Here is a 17,934-nt window from a genome sequence, read left to right as displayed (position 1 = left end):
ATAGCATTACGTGGTCCTGTGAGCGCTTTCGCTGCAACAGTCACAGAGGCGTTGTCCTGTCGTCAGGAATGTAACGCAATCACGATCGACAAAGTCAGCGTGAGTAAGATCAGGCGGCCGTCTTTTCGCGTCCGCAGTCGCGAGCCGGAATTGACGGCGTCTCAGTTGGTGGAAATCTCAGGACGATCGTGGTGCCGCCGCCGGGCGTATCTTCGATCGCCACCAGACCTTTGTGCAAAGCCATCACCTGCGCGACAATGGCCAGACCAAGTCCCGTGCCTTCACCGTCCTGGCGGGCGCGCACGAAAGGTTGAAGGACCGCGGATCGGTCTTCTGGTGCGATTCCCGGACCGTGGTCGATGACGCGCACTGTCGCTGCCGAGTCCACCTCAACCAAAACCCGCTGACCTTCTCGGGAATGCTGCAGCGAATTGCGAACGATATTGGCGAGCGCGATCCCGATCGCCTGGTCAGACCCATAGGTTCTGACCGGCTCACCCGGTGCCGAGAATTCGATCTCGACGCCAGAGTCCAGCGCACCAGGCGCATGTTCGGCGGCGATCCGTTTTGCCGTTGCGACGAGATCAACTTCCGCTTCCTCGGCACGCGCCGAGGAGAGGCGCGCGAGCTGCAGCAGCATTGTTATGACCGAAGACAGAGACTGCAAGTCGGAGACGAGCGCCGTCTTCAATGCTTTGTCGCTGACGCCCTCCAGCCGTGTCCGTACCCGCGCCAGCGGCGTGCGTAACTCGTGCGCCGCATTGGAGAGAAAACGGCGTTGTGCGGACGTCGTCGCGTCGATGCGATCCAGCGCCCGATTGAAAGCGCTGACCATCGGGATCAGCTCCAACGGCGCGCTCCCCTCGGGCAAACGGACGCCCTCGCGCGTTCCGTCGACCAGTTCGGCCGCGGCGGCAACGCGGCGCACGGGCCGCGCGATCAGCGTTGGTACAATCAGGATTGCGGCCAGAATTGTGCCAACGAGCACGACGATGATGGGAATGGTCACGTACGTCATATCCTGGAACGTGCTCTTGAACATTTGCCACCGCGAATAGGTGGCTCCGCCAAGCTCGATCAGAGTCTCGCCGGCATCTGTTTGGTCAACGATCGCCGAACGCGAGAGGCGCATCGATCCGTCGCTCGCTGCATATTCGGAGAACGACTCCTTTTTTCGCTCGTCGGCCAAGCCTGCCAGAACCCTCACAGGCACAGGTCCGTACTGGATCACGCTCCGACCATCGGAGACCGCATACCAAAAGCCGGAAAAATCACGTTTGAATTCCAGAAGCGTGGGCGTCACCTTGGCGGCTTTCGTCCCCCGTTCATTGATGATCAGCTCGCCGCGCTCATTGCGGTCAATGGCAGCCTTGATGGCCGCCGCGGCGTCGTAGCGCGCAAAGGTGCCGTCGTCGCCCATAAAGCTGAACTGCAGGGTCAACACACATAACAGGATGATTCCGATTACAGCGCTCAAGAGTGCTGCGGCAATCAGCGTAATCGAGCCGTGGATGCGGTTCATCTGGTGTCACACAGGAGGTAGCCGAGCCCGCGCAATGGCTTGATGCTCGCCAGACAGCCATTGTCGCGCAAGCGCTTCCGCAATCGTGAGATGTGCGCATCAATCGCGTTCGACTGGATTTCGTCATCAAAACCGTAGGCGGCCGCTTCCAGCGTGTCCCTCAATACGACTTGACCGGATCTTCGCGCCAGCGCTTCCAGCAACGCGAGCTCTCGCCGCGGGATGACGAGCGGCTCACCGTCGACGTAAGCCATCCTCGACGCTGAATCGAACATCAGGTTGGCAACCGTCACCCTGCCTCTTTGATCCAGTTGCAGCCGACGGATGACCGCCTTGGCGCGCGCAATCAGCTCGATCGGCTCGAAGGGCTTGGCCAGGTAGTCGTCAGCCCCGGCGTCCAGCGCGCGGGCTATGTCGTTTGGATCGTCAAGCGCAGTCAGAACGAGCACTCCGGGCCGCGGCTGCAACTGCTTTAGCCGCGCAAGCAGCTCGACGCCGTCGCCATCGGGCAGGCGCCTGTCGACCACGATCAAGTCAAATTGACGCACTGAGATCGCCGCCAAGGCCTCATCGAGCGTTGTGACGAGATCGGCGCCACCGAGGGCGCCGGCCAGCTCCGACTGCAGCCAAGGTCCCAGTTGTCCATCGTCCTCGATGACAAGCAGTCGCAATGTGGTCTCCTGCGGCGGTCTCGCCGCGTTGAAAGATGGCTGCAACATTACAATAGGATTACGGCTGTCAAGGGGCTGGGCCGGGTCAGGATGCCGATGCCGCCCCCGAGCTGCACGCCACAAGCCGCGAAAATCGATCATTTCCCGTCTCCGCCAACCTCATGCGATTGCTCGTGCATCGGTCGTCTCGGCCCGTTGAGGGTTGCAGCGCGCTCCGACTCCTGCGCATGTCGATTGCAGACGTATTACGTGATCTGGACCCAATCCTCGCGTCTGGAGGGGCAGGCTGCTTGCGTCGTAGCGCATCGCGCGAGCTCATAACGGCGAGGGCGGGCCACGCGGCGTAATCTTTCGGTAATGCTTTGCGCAAATCCTGGCGCTGAGCGGCTGTTATTGCACCGAACTCTTCGGCTTCCACCAGTGGACACAGCCGAGCCACCCGAATTCCTGGCGGGCACCAGGACGATCTGCACGTCCTATCCCGACCAAAGCTAACCCCGCCCGCAATTGGCTGACACTCAAGGAAATTGAAAAATGTACAGCAGCAGAGCTCTGCCGCGCGCGACGACATATCTGGCAGCGGCGGTACTCCTTGCGCTAGCCGTCGGTGGCGTTGCCGCACAGCAAGTCGCACAACTGGCTCCGCCTGCAGTCGGCGTGATCGAACTCAAGGCACATCCGGTTCCGGTCGTGAACGAGCTTCCGGGCCGCGTTGCCGCGACGCGCATCTCCGAGGTTCGCGCGCGTGTTTCCGGAATCCTTCAGGCCCGCGTATTCACGCAGGGCACTCCGGTCAAGGAAGGCGACGTCCTTTATCGCATCGATCCGAAGCTCTTCCAGGTGCGCCTGGCGAGCGCCGAAGCCTCGCTGCGGCGTGCGAGGGCCGTTCGACAAAATGCGCAACAGCAGTTCGAGCGCCAGAGGACCCTTCACGAGCGCGACGCCACCAGCGGCGTGAACCTGGATGCTGCGACCGCGACCCTCGCGCAGGCCGATGCTGACGTCGCATTGGCCGAAGCCGCGCTCGCCGAGGCGAAGATCAATCTCGACTACACCGAGGTCCGCGCGCCAATCAGCGGTCTCATCGGCGGCGCCCTCGTCACCGAGGGCGCGCTTGTCACCGCCGACGGAACGCAGAATCTGGCGCTGATCCAGCAGGTGGATTCCATCTATGTCGACTTCATGCAATCGGCACAAGACCTGCTCACGCTCAGGCGCGCGGTCGAGGACGGCAAGCTCGCCAGCCCGGCGCCGGGAGAGGCCCGGGTCGAACTCGTTTTCGACGACGGCGGCCTCTATCGGGAAGCAGGACGGCTGCTGTTCGCCAGCGCCAGCGTCGATTCCACCACCGGGCAGGTCACCCTGCGCGCCGTATTCCCGAACCCGAAGCACGACCTGCTACCTGGCATGTATGTTCGCGTGCGCATTGCGCAGGCCGTTCGCGAGGGCGCCATCACCATACCTCAGCGCGCCGTAACCCGGGCACGCGACGGCAGGGCGCAGGTCTACCTCGTGTCGGAAAGCGGGATTGCAGAGACGCGGGACGTCGAACTCGGGCAGGCACTCGGCTCGGAATGGGTCGTCGAGTCCGGCCTGAAGGTCGGCGAGCGGCTCGTCGTCGATGGCGTGCAGAAGGTCCGCCCGGGCGGCGAGGTTGTCCCGGAGCCGTGGAAGCCTGCGGATCGAGAAGCAGGAATCGTCCCCGACCAGCCGAACAACCGGGCGAGGTAATGCGATGGCTCAGTTCTTCATCAGGCGGCCGGTCCTTGCCTGGGTCTTCGCGCTGTTCATCACCATCGCCGGGGCCATCTCGATTCCGCTACTGCCGGTGACGCAATATCCCAAGGTTGCCCCGCCGCAACTGACGATCTCGACCTCATATCCGGGGGCCTCGCCGCAGGAAATCTATCAGGGCGTCACACGGTTGATCGAGGAGGAACTGAATGGCGCCGCCAGGCTGATGTATTTCGAATCGACGTCGGATACGACGGGCTCGATCAGCATCAACGTGTCCTTCGAAGCCGGCACCAGCATTGAGCAGGCGTCCGTCGACGTCCAGAACAGGCTGCGGCGAATTCAACCGCGGCTGCCGGCGGCAGTGACCGCGCAGGGCGTGACGGTGGAAGAGGCGTCAGCCGGCTTCTTCATGATCGTGTCGCTCACGTCCACCGATGGCAGGCTCGATGAAGTCGCGCTCGGCGATTACTTGAGTCGTAACGTGCTTGGCGAACTGCGCCGTCTTCGCGGGGTGGGGCGTGCGCAGTTGTTTGCCGCTCAACGCGCGATGCGAGTCTGGATCGATCCGGACAAGATGGTCGGATTCAGGCTGACCGCCGCCGATATCAACAGCGCGATCCTGGCACAGAACGCCCAGGTCGCTGCCGGGCAGATCGGCGCATCGCCCAATCCTGTCACGACCGACCTGACGGCGACCGTTCTCGTCAAGGGACAACTCGCCAACACCGGGGAATTCGGCAACATCGTGCTGCGGGCAAACCCGGATGGCAGCACGGTTCGGCTCAAGGACGTCGCCCGCCTGGAACTGGGCGCGGAGAACTACAACTTTTCCAGCCGTCTGAACGGCCAGCCGAGCGCGGCCGTCGGCATCCAGCTTTCCTCGACCGGCAACGCGGTCGCGACGTCACGCGCCATCGAGGCGAAGATGAATGAGCTGTCGCGATTCTTTCCGCCGGGGGTCAAATATTCGGTGCCCTACGACACCAGTCCCTTCGTGTCGGCCTCGATCGAGAAGGTGCTGGAGACCCTGCTCGAAGCGGTTGCGCTCGTCTTCGTCGTGATGTTCGTCTTCCTGCAGAACTTCCGTTACACGCTGATCCCGACGCTGGTCGTGCCGATCGCATTGCTCGGCACCGGCGCGGTCATGCTGGCAGCGGGCTTCTCGATCAACGTCCTGACCATGTTCGCGATGGTGCTGGCGATCGGCATCCTCGTCGACGACGCGATCGTCGTGGTCGAGAACGTCGAGCGCATCATGGCGAGGGAGGGACTTTCACCGAAGGACGCCACCAGGAAGGCCATGGACCAGATCACGGGCGCCATCCTCGGGATCACGCTCGTTCTTTCTTCCGTCTTCATCCCGATGGCGTTCTTCCCTGGGTCGACGGGCATCATCTATCGCCAGTTCAGCCTGACCATGGTCGTTTCGATCCTGTTCTCGGCATTTCTGGCGCTGTCGCTGACGCCGGCGCTTTGCGCGACCTTCCTCAAACCGATCAAGCATGGTCACCACGAGAAGAAGGGAATAGGTGGCTGGTTCAACCGCAGATTCGAAGCATTGACCGATCGCTACACCGGCGCTGCCGGCGGCATCGTGCGGCGCGCCGGACGCATGATGGTGATCTATCTCGCTCTGGTCGTCGGCCTCGGTTACTTCTTCATCAGCCTTCCCAGCGCCTTCCTCCCGAACGAGGACCAGGGTTACCTGGTCGTTGACATCCAGGGTCCGCCCGAAGCCAGTGCCAACCGGACGCTGGCATCGATCAAGCAGATCGAGGAGATCTTCAAGGCGGAGCCTGCCGTCAGCGATATCGTGGCCATTCAGGGCTACAGCTTCTCGGGCAACGGCACGAACGCTGCTTTGATGTTCGTCACGCTCAAGGACTGGAACACGCGGGGCGCAGGCCAGTCCGCCCAGGAGATTGCCGATCGGGCCAATGGGCAATTGTTTGCACTGAAGGACGCGACCAGCTTCGCGCTTTCACCGCCGCCGATCGAGGGCTTCGGCAACACCGGCGGCTTCGCCTTTCGGCTGCAGGATCGTAACGATCTGGGCCAGGCGGCGCTCACGGAAGCGGCGGCCGAACTCATGGAGAAAGGTGGCAAGAGTCCGGTGCTCGCGGGCCTTCGCATTGAAGGCTTGTCCGACGCCGCGCAGGTCCTGCTCGTGATCGATCGCGAGAAAGCCAACACGTTCGGCGTCACCTTTACCGACATCAACAACACCATCTCGGCCAATCTCGGATCGTCCTACATCAACGACTTCCCGAACGCCGGCCGCATGCAGCGGGTCATCATCCAAGCTCGGGGTCACGACCGCCTGCGGGTGGAGGATCTCCTGAAGCTCAACGTCCGCAATGCGGGTGGTGGCATGGTGCCTCTGTCCTCGTTTGCCATGGCCCAGTGGCGGAAGGGACCGCCGCAGATCGTCGGATACAACGGTTATCCGACGGTGCGCATCGCGGGCGAGCCGGCCCGAGGTTATTCTTCAGGCGCCGCGATCGCCGAGATGGAGCGCCTCGCATCGGAACTGCCGAACGGCATAGGCTTCGAATGGACCGGTCAGTCGCTGGAAGAGATCAAATCGGGATCGCAGGCGCCAATTCTGTTCGGCCTCAGCATCCTCTTCGTCTTCCTGCTGCTCGCAGGCCTCTACGAAAGCTGGTCGATCCCGCTCTCGGTCATGCTCGTCGTGCCGCTCGGCGTGATCGGCTGCGTCCTGGCCGTGATGCTCCGAGGAATGCCGAACGACCTCTACTTCAAGGTCGGGCTGATCGCCATCATCGGCCTGTCGGCGAAGAATGCCATCCTGATCGTGGAATTCGCCAAGGACTATTACGCGGAGGGCAGATCGCTGGCGGACGCCGCGGTCGACGCCGCTCGAATCCGGTTCCGGCCGATCATCATGACGTCGCTCGCCTTCACCCTCGGCGTCGTTCCGCTCGCCATTGCATCGGGCGCGAGCGCGGCCAGCCAGAATGCCATTGGGACGGGCGTACTCGGCGGCATGATTTCGGCGACGGTCCTTGCGATCCTCTTCGTCCCTGCCTTCTTCGTGTTCGTCCTGCAGGTGCTGCGGACCAGGAGGCCGGCCTCGGACGATGACGCGACAGTCGAGGCTCCGGCTGCGAAGCCATCCGAAGCGTAGCGTTCGACGCGGCACACCAAGTCGGGGGCTGATTGCAGGGTTCGCAAAAGGCCGAGTAGCTCAGAGTCTGCATCCGGCATCATGCGCGTGACTGCGGGGCCGCGGGTGGAGAAGGGGATTTTTTGTATCGAAGTCTTTCCCCTAACTCGCCTGGACATCTTTCGACATAAAGGGCGGTCGAGCAGCAATGTCTGGTCATGTTCAGCCGGATTCCGGGCCATCTAACTCGTATATGGAAAATGAGCGCGTCACCGGGCGACGGCAATCTTGCAGCCCCCATTGTCGAGCTTGACCGATAGCAGGTCCGTTGAATGTACCGCCGCAAGGAAAGTCTCGTCGGGGTTGAACATGAGCGTAGTGAAGATCGCACCGGCCAGGATCGCGATCATGCTTAGGAATCGGACGCTCATCTCACTGATTGCAGGAGGGGCGCTGTTGACGGCTGTCGTCACACCAGCTTGCGCGCAGCAGAGTTTCGACAATCTGGCCGGTTCATGGTCGGGTGTGGGGTCGATGAAGCCAAAGGATGGGCCGCCCGAGCGTGTCAGATGCAAGGTGGATTATGTCGTCAAGAGCGAAGGGCAGTCCGTGAAAATGGATGTTCGCTGCGCGAGCGATGCCTACAAGATGGAGCTGAATGCAAACATCGATCAAAACGGTTCGGAACTTTCGGGCAACTGGTTCGAAAGCCAGTACCGGATCGGCGGCAAGGTTTCGGGCCAAAACGCCAACGGCTTCATCGATGCGAGAATCGAGGGCGACAAGATTACGGCATTGCTGGCCGTTCGCACAAAAGGAAACCGGCAATCGTTCAGCATGGAGTCGCCGGGCGCTTGGGTTTCGCAGGTTTCGATCGATCTTCTTCGCGATCGCCGATGAGTCGGCTCGAACCTCGCCGATGATGACGCGTCCGGAATAAACCCGCCACCGCTCATACACGCTCGTCCAGGTGAACAACCTTGGCGGCGAGCTGATAGCCGCCGTTGCGAACCGTCTTGAACATGTGAGTTGCGCCGCTGTCCGAAAGTTTGCGCCGCAGCCGGCTGATCAGGACGTCGATCGAGCGGTCCAACACGTCTCCATCCCGTCCTTTTGTCAGATCAAGCAATTGATCTCGCGAGAGCACGCGTCCCGGACGATCGAGAAAGGTCATCAGCAGGTCAAACTCCGCGCCTGTCAGTTCGACATTGCCGCCTTGTGGATCGACCACCGCGCGCGCAGAGGGATCGGCTATGAAGCCTTCGAAAAGGTAGCGTCCCTTCCCACGGTGTGCGGAACGGTCATCTTCACCGCGGCGGAGCACTGCGCGGATGCGGGCAACGAGCTCGCGAGGATTGAAGGGCTTTCCGAGGTAGTCGTCGGCCCCGATCTCCAGGCCGATGATCCGGTCCACGTCTTCCTTCAGGGCAGTCAGCAGAATGATCGGGATGTTCGACCGCGTGGACCGCAGATCGCGACAAAGATCGAGCCCGGATCCATCGGGCAGCATGACGTCGAGCACGATCAGGTCAATCTGATTGGTGGCAATCCGTTCACGCACCTCCGCACACCTGGAGGCAAGTTGCACACGAAATCCCTGCTCCTTGATATAGCGGGCCAGCAGCTTTCGGATTTCGAGATCGTCATCGACGATAAGGATTTGCGGTATGTGCATGGAAGCCGGTTTAGTCACGTTCGGACGGTTTGAAGCGAAATATTTGTAACGAAGGCTGTCCCCCAGCTCGGCTGGACATCTTTTGACATAAATGGCCACCGGGCAGCAACATTCGGCCATCCCCCGCCAGATTCCGAGCCATGTGACCCATCTATCAAGGGCGCCGGGTCAACAATCAGGGGGTTTGAATGCGCTCCGCGGTCGATTTCAATCACTTCAATCCGTCCAAGTCAGCTGTTTTCCGGCGACCATGGCGCGAAATCGGCTTGATATACTTTTCGGGGCAACGGTCATGGGCGGGTATCGAGGCAAGTCGGAGGCATCGCAAGCATCGCGCGGTGCTTCTCGCAACGTTGGCTACGCTTGCCTTGCTCCCGGGCTGCGCGACCGCGCCGCTCGTCCAAGGTAGCGGTCTTTCCTCGTATGACGGCCTGAACCAATCCGACGGGAAGCTCACGAAGTCCCGTCTCCAGGTCAAGAAAGAGCAGGTGGCGGTGGCGAAGACCGTGAACATTGCCCCGACGGCCTTTCCTCGCAGCGTCGCGCCAGAACTCACGGACGAGCAGCGGCTCCTCGTTGCCAACGCGGTCAGCCGTGCCCTGTGCATCAACCTCAGCGATCGCTTCACTCTCGTCGCGCCGGACACGCCGGCCGATCTGACCGTGCGCGCAGCCGTTACCCGCGTAACGCCGACTGACGAAGTTGCCGCAGGCGTCTCGGCAGCCACCTCGATAGGCGCAAGCTTCGTAGATACGAGCGTTCCGATCCCGGTGCCGCGCATTCCGATTGGCTTGGGTGATCTGTCGATCGAAGCCGAAGCGGTCGACCGCACGGGGCGGCAGCAGGCGGCCATGGTGTGGGCTAGAGGAGCGACCGCGTTCTTCAGCACGCCCAGGGCGTCGAAAGCGAGCGACGCCTACGAACTCGCCGGTGCCTTTGGGGACGACTTCGGAAAGCTGCTGAATAAAGGCGAAAGTCCCTTCGAGGGCTTCAATATCGAGCTTCCGACTTGGCAAAAGGTCAGCTCGAATATGGGTCTCGCTCCGAAATATGCGGCATGCGAGACCTATGGCCGTGCCCCGGGTATCGCCGGCCTGGTGGGGGGAAAGCTCGGGCTGCCGCCTGAATGGACGGATGACGGTCCGAAGGCAACGCGAAAGCAGTAGCTTGGTCCGAGGCAGAAGCGTCCGATGTGGGCCGCCGTGAAAATCGCGATCATGACCGCTGTCCTGGCGGCAGTTTATGGCGTTGTGATCTACATCGGCTTCACACTCTTCAGGTCCGGCTGGACCGGATGAGTAGGAATACCCCACAAAGGTCGTGGCGGCTGTGGACTCGTCTAGAGCGATGATGCGCCTGGCCGCGCTTTTCATGGTTACCGGCTTTGTCGCCGGATGCGCCACCGTCGTTCCGCGTAATGTCGTCCCCGAGCGGCTCGCGGACGAGGCCGAGCTTGCCGGGATGCCGAACATCCGCGTGTGGGGAGACGCGTCGGCCGAATCGTTCGCTGCGCTATCCATGACGAAAGGCAGCAGAGGCGGCTCCCTCGTGGAAGCGCGCGGACTCTCGGAGCGACAATCGCGAGAGATCAATATGCTGGCTATCTCCGGTGGCGGAGACAACGGTGCGTTCGGGGCTGGTCTTCTGGTCGGTTGGGGCGAGGCCGGGACCAGACCTGCTTTCGATCTCGTCACGGGCGTCAGCACAGGCGCGCTGACCGCGCCTTTCGCCTACCTGGGACGAAGCAGGGATCCAGAGCTGAAGGAAGCGTTCACCAGATACCAGCGCAGCGACATCTACGATCCCGGTCTCGTCACGCCGCTCTTGGGGTCCGGCTTGGTCGACAGTTCTCCGCTCGAAAAGCTAATCGCCAGATATGTCGACGATCGCTTCCTGCGAGACATTGCCGACGAACGAAGAAGGGGGCGGGTGCTGCTCATTGGAACGACCAACCTGGACGCGCAGCGGCCGGTCCTTTGGGACATGGGACGGATTGCAATGAGCGGGCATCCGCAAGCCCTCAAGCTCTTTCGCAAGATACTTCTGGCTTCCGCGTCCATTCCAGGTGCTTTTCCTCCGGTACGCATCTCGGTTCGAGCAGGAGATCGCACCTATGAGGAACTGCATGTCGATGGCGGGGTAACTCAGCAGGTATTCGTGTCGCGGCCCTCGCTCGTCGTTCGCGACGGCGATCTCGCGAGGAGGCGGGCTGTCACGCACCTGTACGTCATACGAAACGGAAAGATCAGTCCGGAATGGGAAGCTGTCGACGCCGGGATCTTTTCGATCTCGCTGCGCTCGATCTCCACTCTCATCAAGAACCAGGGCATCGGCGATCTCTACCGCATCTATGCGAAGGCGCAGATCGACGGTACCGACTTCAACCTCGCTGCGATTCCGTCAGGCTTTGCCGCAACACGCGAGAAATCGTTCGAACAAGGGTATATGCAGGCTCTCTACGACGAAGGCTATCGTTCGGGCTTTCAGGGCTACCCTTGGATGAAAGCGCCGCCGGGAATAGCGAACAAGACGAACCCGCCCGCATTCCGGCGGACGACCCAAGCGCTGTCTTTGCCGAACTGAAATGAAGGCAATGGCACTCGCGCAGCGTCCGTTCCAGAGCATGATCCGGAAAAGTGCGAAGCGGTTTTCCGAAAAGATCATGCTCAAACAACAACCTAAAGCGCGATGATGATTCATCCTCATCTCATCGCGCTTTAGGAACTGCCTCGGACCCGACAACAACACGCTTCGGAACGGCTATCTCGGCTCTGCCGGCAGTTTCACCGTCTGAACCAATCCCCGCCAGGGACCATTTTCTATCTTGATGGTGCCCTGGGCCCGTTGCACAATTTCGTTCGCGATCGTCAGTCCCAGTCCAGCGCCTTCGAAATGCTTGGTGCGCGCGCGATCGGCGCGGAAGAAGGGCTCGAAGACCTGTCCGATCATGTCCGGAGGAATTCCTGGGCCGTCATCCTCGATGACGACGACGGCTTCCGATAGCTCGCTCCGGACGCTGACCCGGGCCCGATTTCCGTGCGTGGCAGCGTTGATGAGCAGATTCCTGAAGGCGCGACTGAGACCGGTTCGGTTCGCACGCACGACTGCCTCGTCGGATCGCACGAGCGTGACGTCGTACGACAGCGTCCGCAATTCATCCACGAGTTCCGAAATCAGATTGTCGAGCCTGAGAGATTCGGGAGAGGATTTCCCGGATTCTTCCCTCACGAGCAGGATTGCGCTATCCGCAATTCGGTCGAGCTCGTCGATGTCCTTCAGCCACATGGCACGATCCTCGTCGTCCTCGACGAACTCTGCCCGAAGGCGCATGCGCGTGATCGGAGTTCGCAGGTCGTGTCCCGCCGCAGCAACGAGCCGCATCCGACCTTCCATCGCCACCTTGAGGCGCCGGGACAGGGAGTTCAGTGCCTTCGCGGCGACGCGCACCTCGGCGGGCCCAGTGATGACAAGCTCGGGCAGCAGAGCGTCCGGCCCCACGGATTCGATCGCCTTTTCCAGCAGAACGAGGGGCTTGACCATGCGGTTGGCGAAGAGAAGAGCGACCGCTAGCGCCCCGAGAGCGATCACAGCGAGCCAGATCAGAAGCAGGTTGAAGACGCCACCTTGCGGAGGCAGGTCGGGAATTGGGGTGATGATCCAGCCGCGATCCACGGGAATGGAGAGAACAGGCTTGTCATCCTTTCGAGACACCACGACGTCGCGGGGCATGCCCCGACTTTTCAGCGTGTCGCGAAGCCACCCGGTGAGCCTGGGCTCGATTTCGCCGCCGGCGGGCTTCTGCTGGATGTCGACCAAGGTCGGAGCAACCCGCATCACCTTCTCGAGCAACTCGATCTGCTCCGCCAAAGGTGCGATCGCTTGCCGCTCGTCCGGGGGATCGAACAGGTAGACAAGAACACCGGTCAACACGCTGACCACGGAAATGATCACCACGGTGAGGAGCACGGCGAGTTTGGCTCGCAATGTGTTCACGACGGAACATCCTGGAGCCCGACCCTTGCCACGAGCTGATATCCGCCGTTGCGAACCGTCTTGAACAGGCGCGGAGTTCCGGAACTTTCCAGCTTGCGCCTCAAGCGGCTGACGAGGACGTCGATCGATCGATCGAACACGTCTCCTTCGCGCCCCCGCGTGAGGTCGAGAAGCTGGTCGCGCGATAGCACGCGTCCCGGCCGATCCAGGAATACCTGCAGCAGGTCGAACTCTGCGCCGGTCAATTCGATCGGGCTGCCTTTCGCGTCGATGACGCTGCGCAGTTGTGGATCTGCCAGCAGTCCTTCGAACCGATACTTGTTTGCTTCCCGGGTGCGAAAGGCGTTCTCCGAACGGCGACGCAGCACGGCCCGGATCCGCGCGACCAGTTCTCGCGGATTGAATGGCTTGCCGAGATAGTCGTCGGCTCCCATCTCCAGGCCTACGATCCGATCGACGTCCTCCTTGAGCGCGGTCAGAAGAATGATCGGTGTCGTGTTCCTTCTCGCACGCAGATCCCGGCAAGCGTCCAGACCGGACCCGTCGGGCAGCATCACGTCCAGGACGACGAGGTCGATCCGATCGGTTGCAAGACGCTCTTTGAGTTCGCTGCAGCTCGACGCCAGCAGGACGCGGAAAGACTGTCCTTCGACATAGCGGGCGAGAAGCTTTCGGATCTCAGGATCGTCGTCGACCACAAGAATCTGTGGCGCTTGTTCACTCATGGGCCGTTGTTGGCAATGGCTCGGGAACAGCCTTCTATCGCGAAGCGGGACCGAAAGCAGCCTGGATTCGTAACGAAATGCCGCTTTGGGCCGATCCAGCAACATTTCGACATAAATGGGCGTCCACTGAGACAATCCGACACGAATTGTTCTACGCGAGCAATCCTCCCGCTCTATCCCGATGTCCATCAGCCGTTGAGCGCGCCCCGGATAACCGCGCGGCCGGCCGTGAACAGAGCGCAGAGGAAGGTGCAGGATGATTGGCGTTGCCGAACGCGGGTGCGGGTGGATCGCTGCGATGGCGGTGCTTCTGCTTGCGCACTCCGCCGCCCATGGGCAGGACGGCTCGGCCGCAATGACGGTCATCGCCGCGTCGGTGGAGAAGTCGGAGGTCACCAGGAGCATCACCGCGACGGGGAACGTCGTCGCCTGGCGCGAAATACCCGTCAGCTCGGAGGTTGGCGGTCTGGCCGTGATCGAGATTGCCGTCGACGAGGGCGATGTCGTCGCCAAGGGGCAGGTATTGGCGCGGCTCGGTCAGGCTCTCACGACGGCCGCGATATCGAAGCAGAAGGCGGCGATCGACGAGCTTCAGGCGAGCCTCGCAATAGCTCGCTCGGACGTGACGCGCGCGCATTCCGTTTCGTCCGGAGTGATGAGCGCGCAGATGATCGAGCAGCGCGAGACCCTCGTTAAATCGACCGAAGCCAGGCTGCAGGCTGCCCAGGCTCAGCTCGACGAAGCCGAAGCGCGGCATCGGCAGACGATCATCGTCGCGCCCGCCGCCGGCCTGATCTCATCCCGATCGGTCGCGATCGGGCAAGTGGTCCAGGCCGGTGCAGAGATGTTCCGTCTCATTCAGGCCAACCGCATCGAGGTCGATGCCCGCGTGATCGAGGCGGATCTTCTGGTCGTCGGCGCAAAACAACATGCGACCGTTGTCGGGCCTACCGGCAAATCCGAGCATGGAATCGTGCGGATCGTCTCGCCGATCGTTGATCCCAAGACGCGCCTGGGTACGGTTCGCGTCGCCTTGTCCGGCGACACGCATCTAAAGCCCGGCATGTTCGCCCGTGTCGAGATCGCGGTCGAGAGCAAGCTTGCCCTGACCGTCCCGTTCAAGGCTCTGGTCTGGCGCGAAGCCAAGGCGCACGTTTTCAAGGTCGGTCGCGATAATCTGGTGTCACTCACCGAGATCGGAATCGGTGCGGGAACGGCAGACGATATCGAAGTCTTGAGGGGGCTGGATGCAGGAGATCGCATCGTGACCCAGGGTGCCGGGCTTCTGAACGACGGTGATTTCGTGAACGTCAAAACCGCCTCGGCGAGGGCTGGGGCGATGCGATGAACAAGATCTCCAGCTGGGCGATCCGCAATCCGGTCGCGACCACGATCCTGTTTCTGTTGCTGACCCTGGCGGGCCTTGTCGGATTTTCGAAGCTCCGGCTCAACAACATGCCCGATATGGACATCCCGACGGTCACCGTCAGCGTCGCCTGGGCCGGGGCCGCGCCGACGGAAATCGAGACGCAGGTCACGCGCTTCATCGAGGATAGCGTCGCGGGGCTTGGCACCGTCAATCGCACTCGTTCGATCGTGAACGAGGGAGTTTCGATGACCATGGTCGAATTCGCGATCGGCACAGACATCGACCGGGCGACGAATGACGTTCGCGATGCCGTCGTCTCGATCCGTTCGAAATTGCCGCAAGGGGTCCTCGACCCGATGGTCCGGCGCGTGGAGGCGACGGGACAGGCCATCCTTACGTTCATTGTGGATGCGCCTACGATGGCGCCCGACGATTTGAGTTGGTTCATCGACAACGACATCGCCAAGGCCGCCCTTGCGGTGCCCGGCGTGTCGAGGATCTCGCGATCCGGCGGCGTGGAAGCCGAGATTGCGGTCAAGCTCGACCCCGACAGGCTGATGGCGCTTGATCTGACGGCCGTCGAGGTTTCCGACCTGATCAGGAATCAGAACATCGTTCAACCCGGCGGCCGCGCGACTCTGGGGGGAGCCGAACAGGCCATTCGCACGATCGGCAGCGTGTCGGATGTCGCGCGCCTGAAGGATATGCGCATCGCATTCAGCGACGGACGCAGCGTCAAGCTCTCCGAGCTTGGCTCCGTCGAACGGTCCTGGGCGGAGCCGCGCCAGAGGTCCCGTCTCAACGATCGGGAGGTCGTCGGTTTCAGTGTCTACCGGGCGGTCGGCACGGGCGAGTTCGCCGTGACGCGGGACGTCCGGAAGCGGATGACGGAATTCGCGGCCGCTCATCCAGGCGTGCGCATTCTCGAAGTAACCTCCTCGACCGACGCCGTGGTCGAGGGGTACGACGCCGCGATCGAGGCGCTTGCGTTGGGCGCTCTGCTGGCCGTTCTCGTCGTCTGGGTGTTCCTGCGGGACGTCCGGGCGACATTGATTTCCAGCGCGGCATTGCCTTTGTCCCTGATCCCGACATTTGCGGTGATGTATGCGCTGAACCAGTCGCTGAACAACATCACCTTGCTCGCGATTGCCCTGGTCGTAGGTATCCTCGTCGACGATGCCATCGTGGAAATCGAGAATATCGTTCGGCACATCCGACAGTCCGGGAAGAGCGTCTACGATGCTGCCATCGATGCGGCCGACGAAATCGGCCTGGCCGTCGTTGCCACGACATTCGCGATCATCGTGGTTTTCGCACCCGTCGGGTTGATGCCGGGCATTCCGGGCCAATTCTTCAAGGCCTTCTCGATCGCCGTCTGCAGCTCGGTCTTCTTTTCCCTCGTCGTTGCGCGCCTGCTTACGCCGTTGATGGCGGCCTTTCTTCTGAAGGCAACCGGCAACGAGCATCGCGAGCCGGCATGGGTGCGTTACTACGCCCGCATGTTGCATTGGACCCTAAGATATCGATGGGTAACGATCTTCGCAGGGGTCATATTCTTCCTGGCCTCGCTCGCGCTGGTTCCGTCCCTTCCTGCGGATTTCATGCCTGCCGCCGATCGCGGCCGCACGATTCTCAGCGTCGAATTGTCACCGGGAGCGACGTTGCAGGAAACCGATGCAGCGACGCAGAAGGTCACGTTTTTGCTGAGGGCGCGACCTGAAGTGGCATCGGTCTATTCGGCGCTCGGAACCGAGACTTCGACACTGACCGGACCGGGCGACCTTTCGACTTCGGTCGGCGAGGTCAGAAGGGCGACGATTACGGTCAACCTCATCCCAAGAGCGGAGAGAGCCGTCTCGCAGCAGGAGTTCGAGGCCTCGATCGGGCGCCAACTGTTGATGGTTCCCGGCGTTCGGATCCGGCTGGGGGAGGATGGTTCGTCCGGCGCGAAGATCCAGGTGTCCCTGTTGAGCGACGATCCGGTGGCGCTTGCCGATTCTGCGAGGCAATTGGCGCAGGACATGCGCGTCACACCAGGATTTCATCGCGCGAGAGTGATGAGCAGCTTCGCAAGACCCGAGCTGCAGATGACACCCAAGCGGGACAAGGCCGCGGCGCTTGGAGTATCCACGACATCGATCGCGAAAACCGTGAACATCGCCACCGTGGGCGACATCGATCAGAATCTTTCAAAATACAGCCTTGGCGCCAGACAGATACCGGTCCGCGTTCTCCTGAACGAAAATGCACGCAGCGACCTTTCTCGTGTGGCGATGCTGCAGGTCCCGGCCTTCGACAAGCCGGTGCCGCTCTCGTCTGTTGCCGACATCTCCCTTGGCTCGGGTCCGCTTCAGATCGAACGGACCGATCGCACCCGCAGCGAGACGGTCGAGGCCGAGTTGAGCGGCCTGACTGTCGGTGAGGCCGAACGCCTGGTGGCGAACATGCCCTCGATCAAGCGTCTGCCGGCGGGAGTAGTCTACAAGCCGGCGGGTGATTCCGAACGCATGGAGGAGTTGTTCGATGGCTTCAAGCTTGCGGTGGGATCGGCGATCGTTCTGCTTTTTGTCGTTCTTGCCCTGCTGTTCGACGGGTTCGTTCAACCCGTCACGATTCTGACCGCGCTTCCGTTGTCCATCGGGGGAGCACTTGGCCTGCTGCTCCTGACACGAACGTCGATCTCTCTGCCGGTTCTGATCGGCATGCTGATGCTGATGGGAATAGCCGCGAAGAACTCGATTCTCCTGGTCGAGTACGCGATCGTCGCCCGCCGGGACCGCGGCCAGGATCGCATACATGCCCTGCTGGAGGCCGCCCGCAAGCGGGCTCGCCCGATCGTGATGACCACGATCGCCATGAGCGCGGGCATGTTGCCGATCGCCCTGGGAATGGGAGCCGATGCAGAACGGCGCGCACCCATGGCTATCGCCGTGATCGGTGGGTTGTTCAGCTCGACGGTTCTCAGCCTGGTGTATGTGCCGGCATTTTTCACGGTCATGGACGATTTGCAGGGCTGGGTTGGGCAGGTTTTCCGGGCACGCAAGACGGAGCGTGCAGGGGGCATTTGAGACGGCGAAGCATCGCCGTCCCACCAGCAGAGCTCGGCCGGTCGCGA

At 61.8% G+C, this 17,934-nt stretch carries 13 protein-coding genes; 7 read left to right on the top strand and 6 right to left on the bottom strand.

Annotation, left to right across the window (positions count from 1 at the left end; all coding sequences use genetic code 11):
• Positions 1–109: 109 nt before the first annotated feature.
• Positions 110–1,522: a sensor histidine kinase gene (locus GPL20_RS02575; RefSeq protein WP_157327347.1), complete on the bottom strand. Its 1,413-nt coding sequence runs from the start codon at positions 1,520–1,522 to the stop codon at positions 110–112.
• Positions 1,519–2,193, bottom strand: a complete 675-nt coding sequence (locus GPL20_RS02570) for a response regulator transcription factor (RefSeq protein ID WP_157327483.1) — start codon at positions 2,191–2,193, stop codon at positions 1,519–1,521. The genes GPL20_RS02575 and GPL20_RS02570 overlap by 4 nt, the downstream gene beginning before the upstream one ends.
• A gap of 534 nt (positions 2,194–2,727) precedes the next feature.
• On the opposite strand from GPL20_RS02570, the gene GPL20_RS02565 reads away from it, so the two are divergent.
• Positions 2,728–3,924 carry an efflux RND transporter periplasmic adaptor subunit gene (locus GPL20_RS02565; RefSeq protein WP_157327345.1) on the top strand — a complete coding sequence of 399 codons (1,197 nt, stop codon included), beginning with the start codon at positions 2,728–2,730 and terminating at the stop codon, positions 3,922–3,924.
• A 4-nt stretch (positions 3,925–3,928) separates the two neighbouring features.
• Entirely contained in the window at positions 3,929–7,078 is a 3,150-nt protein-coding gene (locus GPL20_RS02560; protein ID WP_157327343.1) for an efflux RND transporter permease subunit, read from the top strand.
• A gap of 248 nt (positions 7,079–7,326) precedes the next feature.
• Here GPL20_RS02560 and GPL20_RS38645 read toward each other — a convergent pair whose 3' ends face one another.
• Entirely contained in the window at positions 7,327–7,467 is a 141-nt protein-coding gene (locus GPL20_RS38645; RefSeq protein ID WP_167532824.1) for a hypothetical protein, read from the bottom strand.
• A 46-nt stretch (positions 7,468–7,513) separates the two neighbouring features.
• Here GPL20_RS38645 and GPL20_RS02555 point away from each other — a divergent pair, with 46 nt between their 5' ends.
• Positions 7,514–7,957, top strand: a complete 444-nt coding sequence (locus GPL20_RS02555; RefSeq protein ID WP_246250026.1) for a hypothetical protein — start codon at positions 7,514–7,516, stop codon at positions 7,955–7,957.
• A gap of 52 nt (positions 7,958–8,009) precedes the next feature.
• On the opposite strand, the gene GPL20_RS02550 is transcribed toward GPL20_RS02555, so the two are convergent.
• A complete protein-coding gene (locus tag GPL20_RS02550) occupies positions 8,010–8,732 on the bottom strand; it encodes a response regulator transcription factor (protein WP_157327480.1) in 723 nt (240 codons plus the stop codon).
• Between the two features lie 188 nt (positions 8,733–8,920).
• Between GPL20_RS02550 and GPL20_RS02545 the strand changes: the two genes are divergently transcribed.
• Positions 8,921–9,898: a DUF3313 domain-containing protein gene (locus GPL20_RS02545; protein ID WP_157327341.1), complete on the top strand. Its 978-nt coding sequence runs from the start codon at positions 8,921–8,923 to the stop codon at positions 9,896–9,898.
• A 181-nt stretch (positions 9,899–10,079) separates the two neighbouring features.
• Positions 10,080–11,315, top strand: coding sequence for a patatin-like phospholipase family protein (locus GPL20_RS02540; RefSeq protein WP_157327339.1), 1,236 nt, complete (start codon positions 10,080–10,082; stop codon positions 11,313–11,315).
• Between the two features lie 177 nt (positions 11,316–11,492).
• Here the strand turns inward: GPL20_RS02540 and GPL20_RS02535 are convergent, their stop codons facing one another.
• Together GPL20_RS02535 and GPL20_RS02530 are read right to left on the bottom strand one after the other, a co-directional pair.
• Complete coding sequence (locus GPL20_RS02535; protein ID WP_254125361.1) at positions 11,493–12,725, bottom strand: sensor histidine kinase; 1,233 nt, start codon at positions 12,723–12,725, stop codon at positions 11,493–11,495.
• Positions 12,722–13,450: a response regulator gene (locus tag GPL20_RS02530; RefSeq protein WP_157327337.1), complete on the bottom strand. Its 729-nt coding sequence runs from the start codon at positions 13,448–13,450 to the stop codon at positions 12,722–12,724. Before GPL20_RS02530 ends, GPL20_RS02535 begins: the two co-directional genes overlap by 4 nt.
• A 256-nt stretch (positions 13,451–13,706) precedes the next feature.
• Between GPL20_RS02530 and GPL20_RS02525 the strand changes: the two genes are divergently transcribed.
• Together GPL20_RS02525 and GPL20_RS02520 are read left to right on the top strand one after the other, a co-directional pair.
• Positions 13,707–14,798: an efflux RND transporter periplasmic adaptor subunit gene (locus GPL20_RS02525; protein ID WP_157327335.1), complete on the top strand. Its 1,092-nt coding sequence runs from the start codon at positions 13,707–13,709 to the stop codon at positions 14,796–14,798.
• Positions 14,795–17,887 (top strand): efflux RND transporter permease subunit, encoded by a 3,093-nt coding sequence (locus tag GPL20_RS02520; protein ID WP_157327333.1) that lies wholly within the window; start codon positions 14,795–14,797, stop codon positions 17,885–17,887. The genes GPL20_RS02525 and GPL20_RS02520 overlap by 4 nt, the downstream gene beginning before the upstream one ends.
• Positions 17,888–17,934 lie beyond the last annotated feature (47 nt).

Source organism: Bradyrhizobium cajani, assembly GCF_009759665.1.
Taxonomy (GTDB): Bacteria; Pseudomonadota; Alphaproteobacteria; order Rhizobiales; family Xanthobacteraceae; genus Bradyrhizobium; species Bradyrhizobium cajani.
The sequence above is the reverse complement of the archived record's forward strand: the minus strand, read 5'-3'. Positions and strand labels throughout refer to the sequence as shown.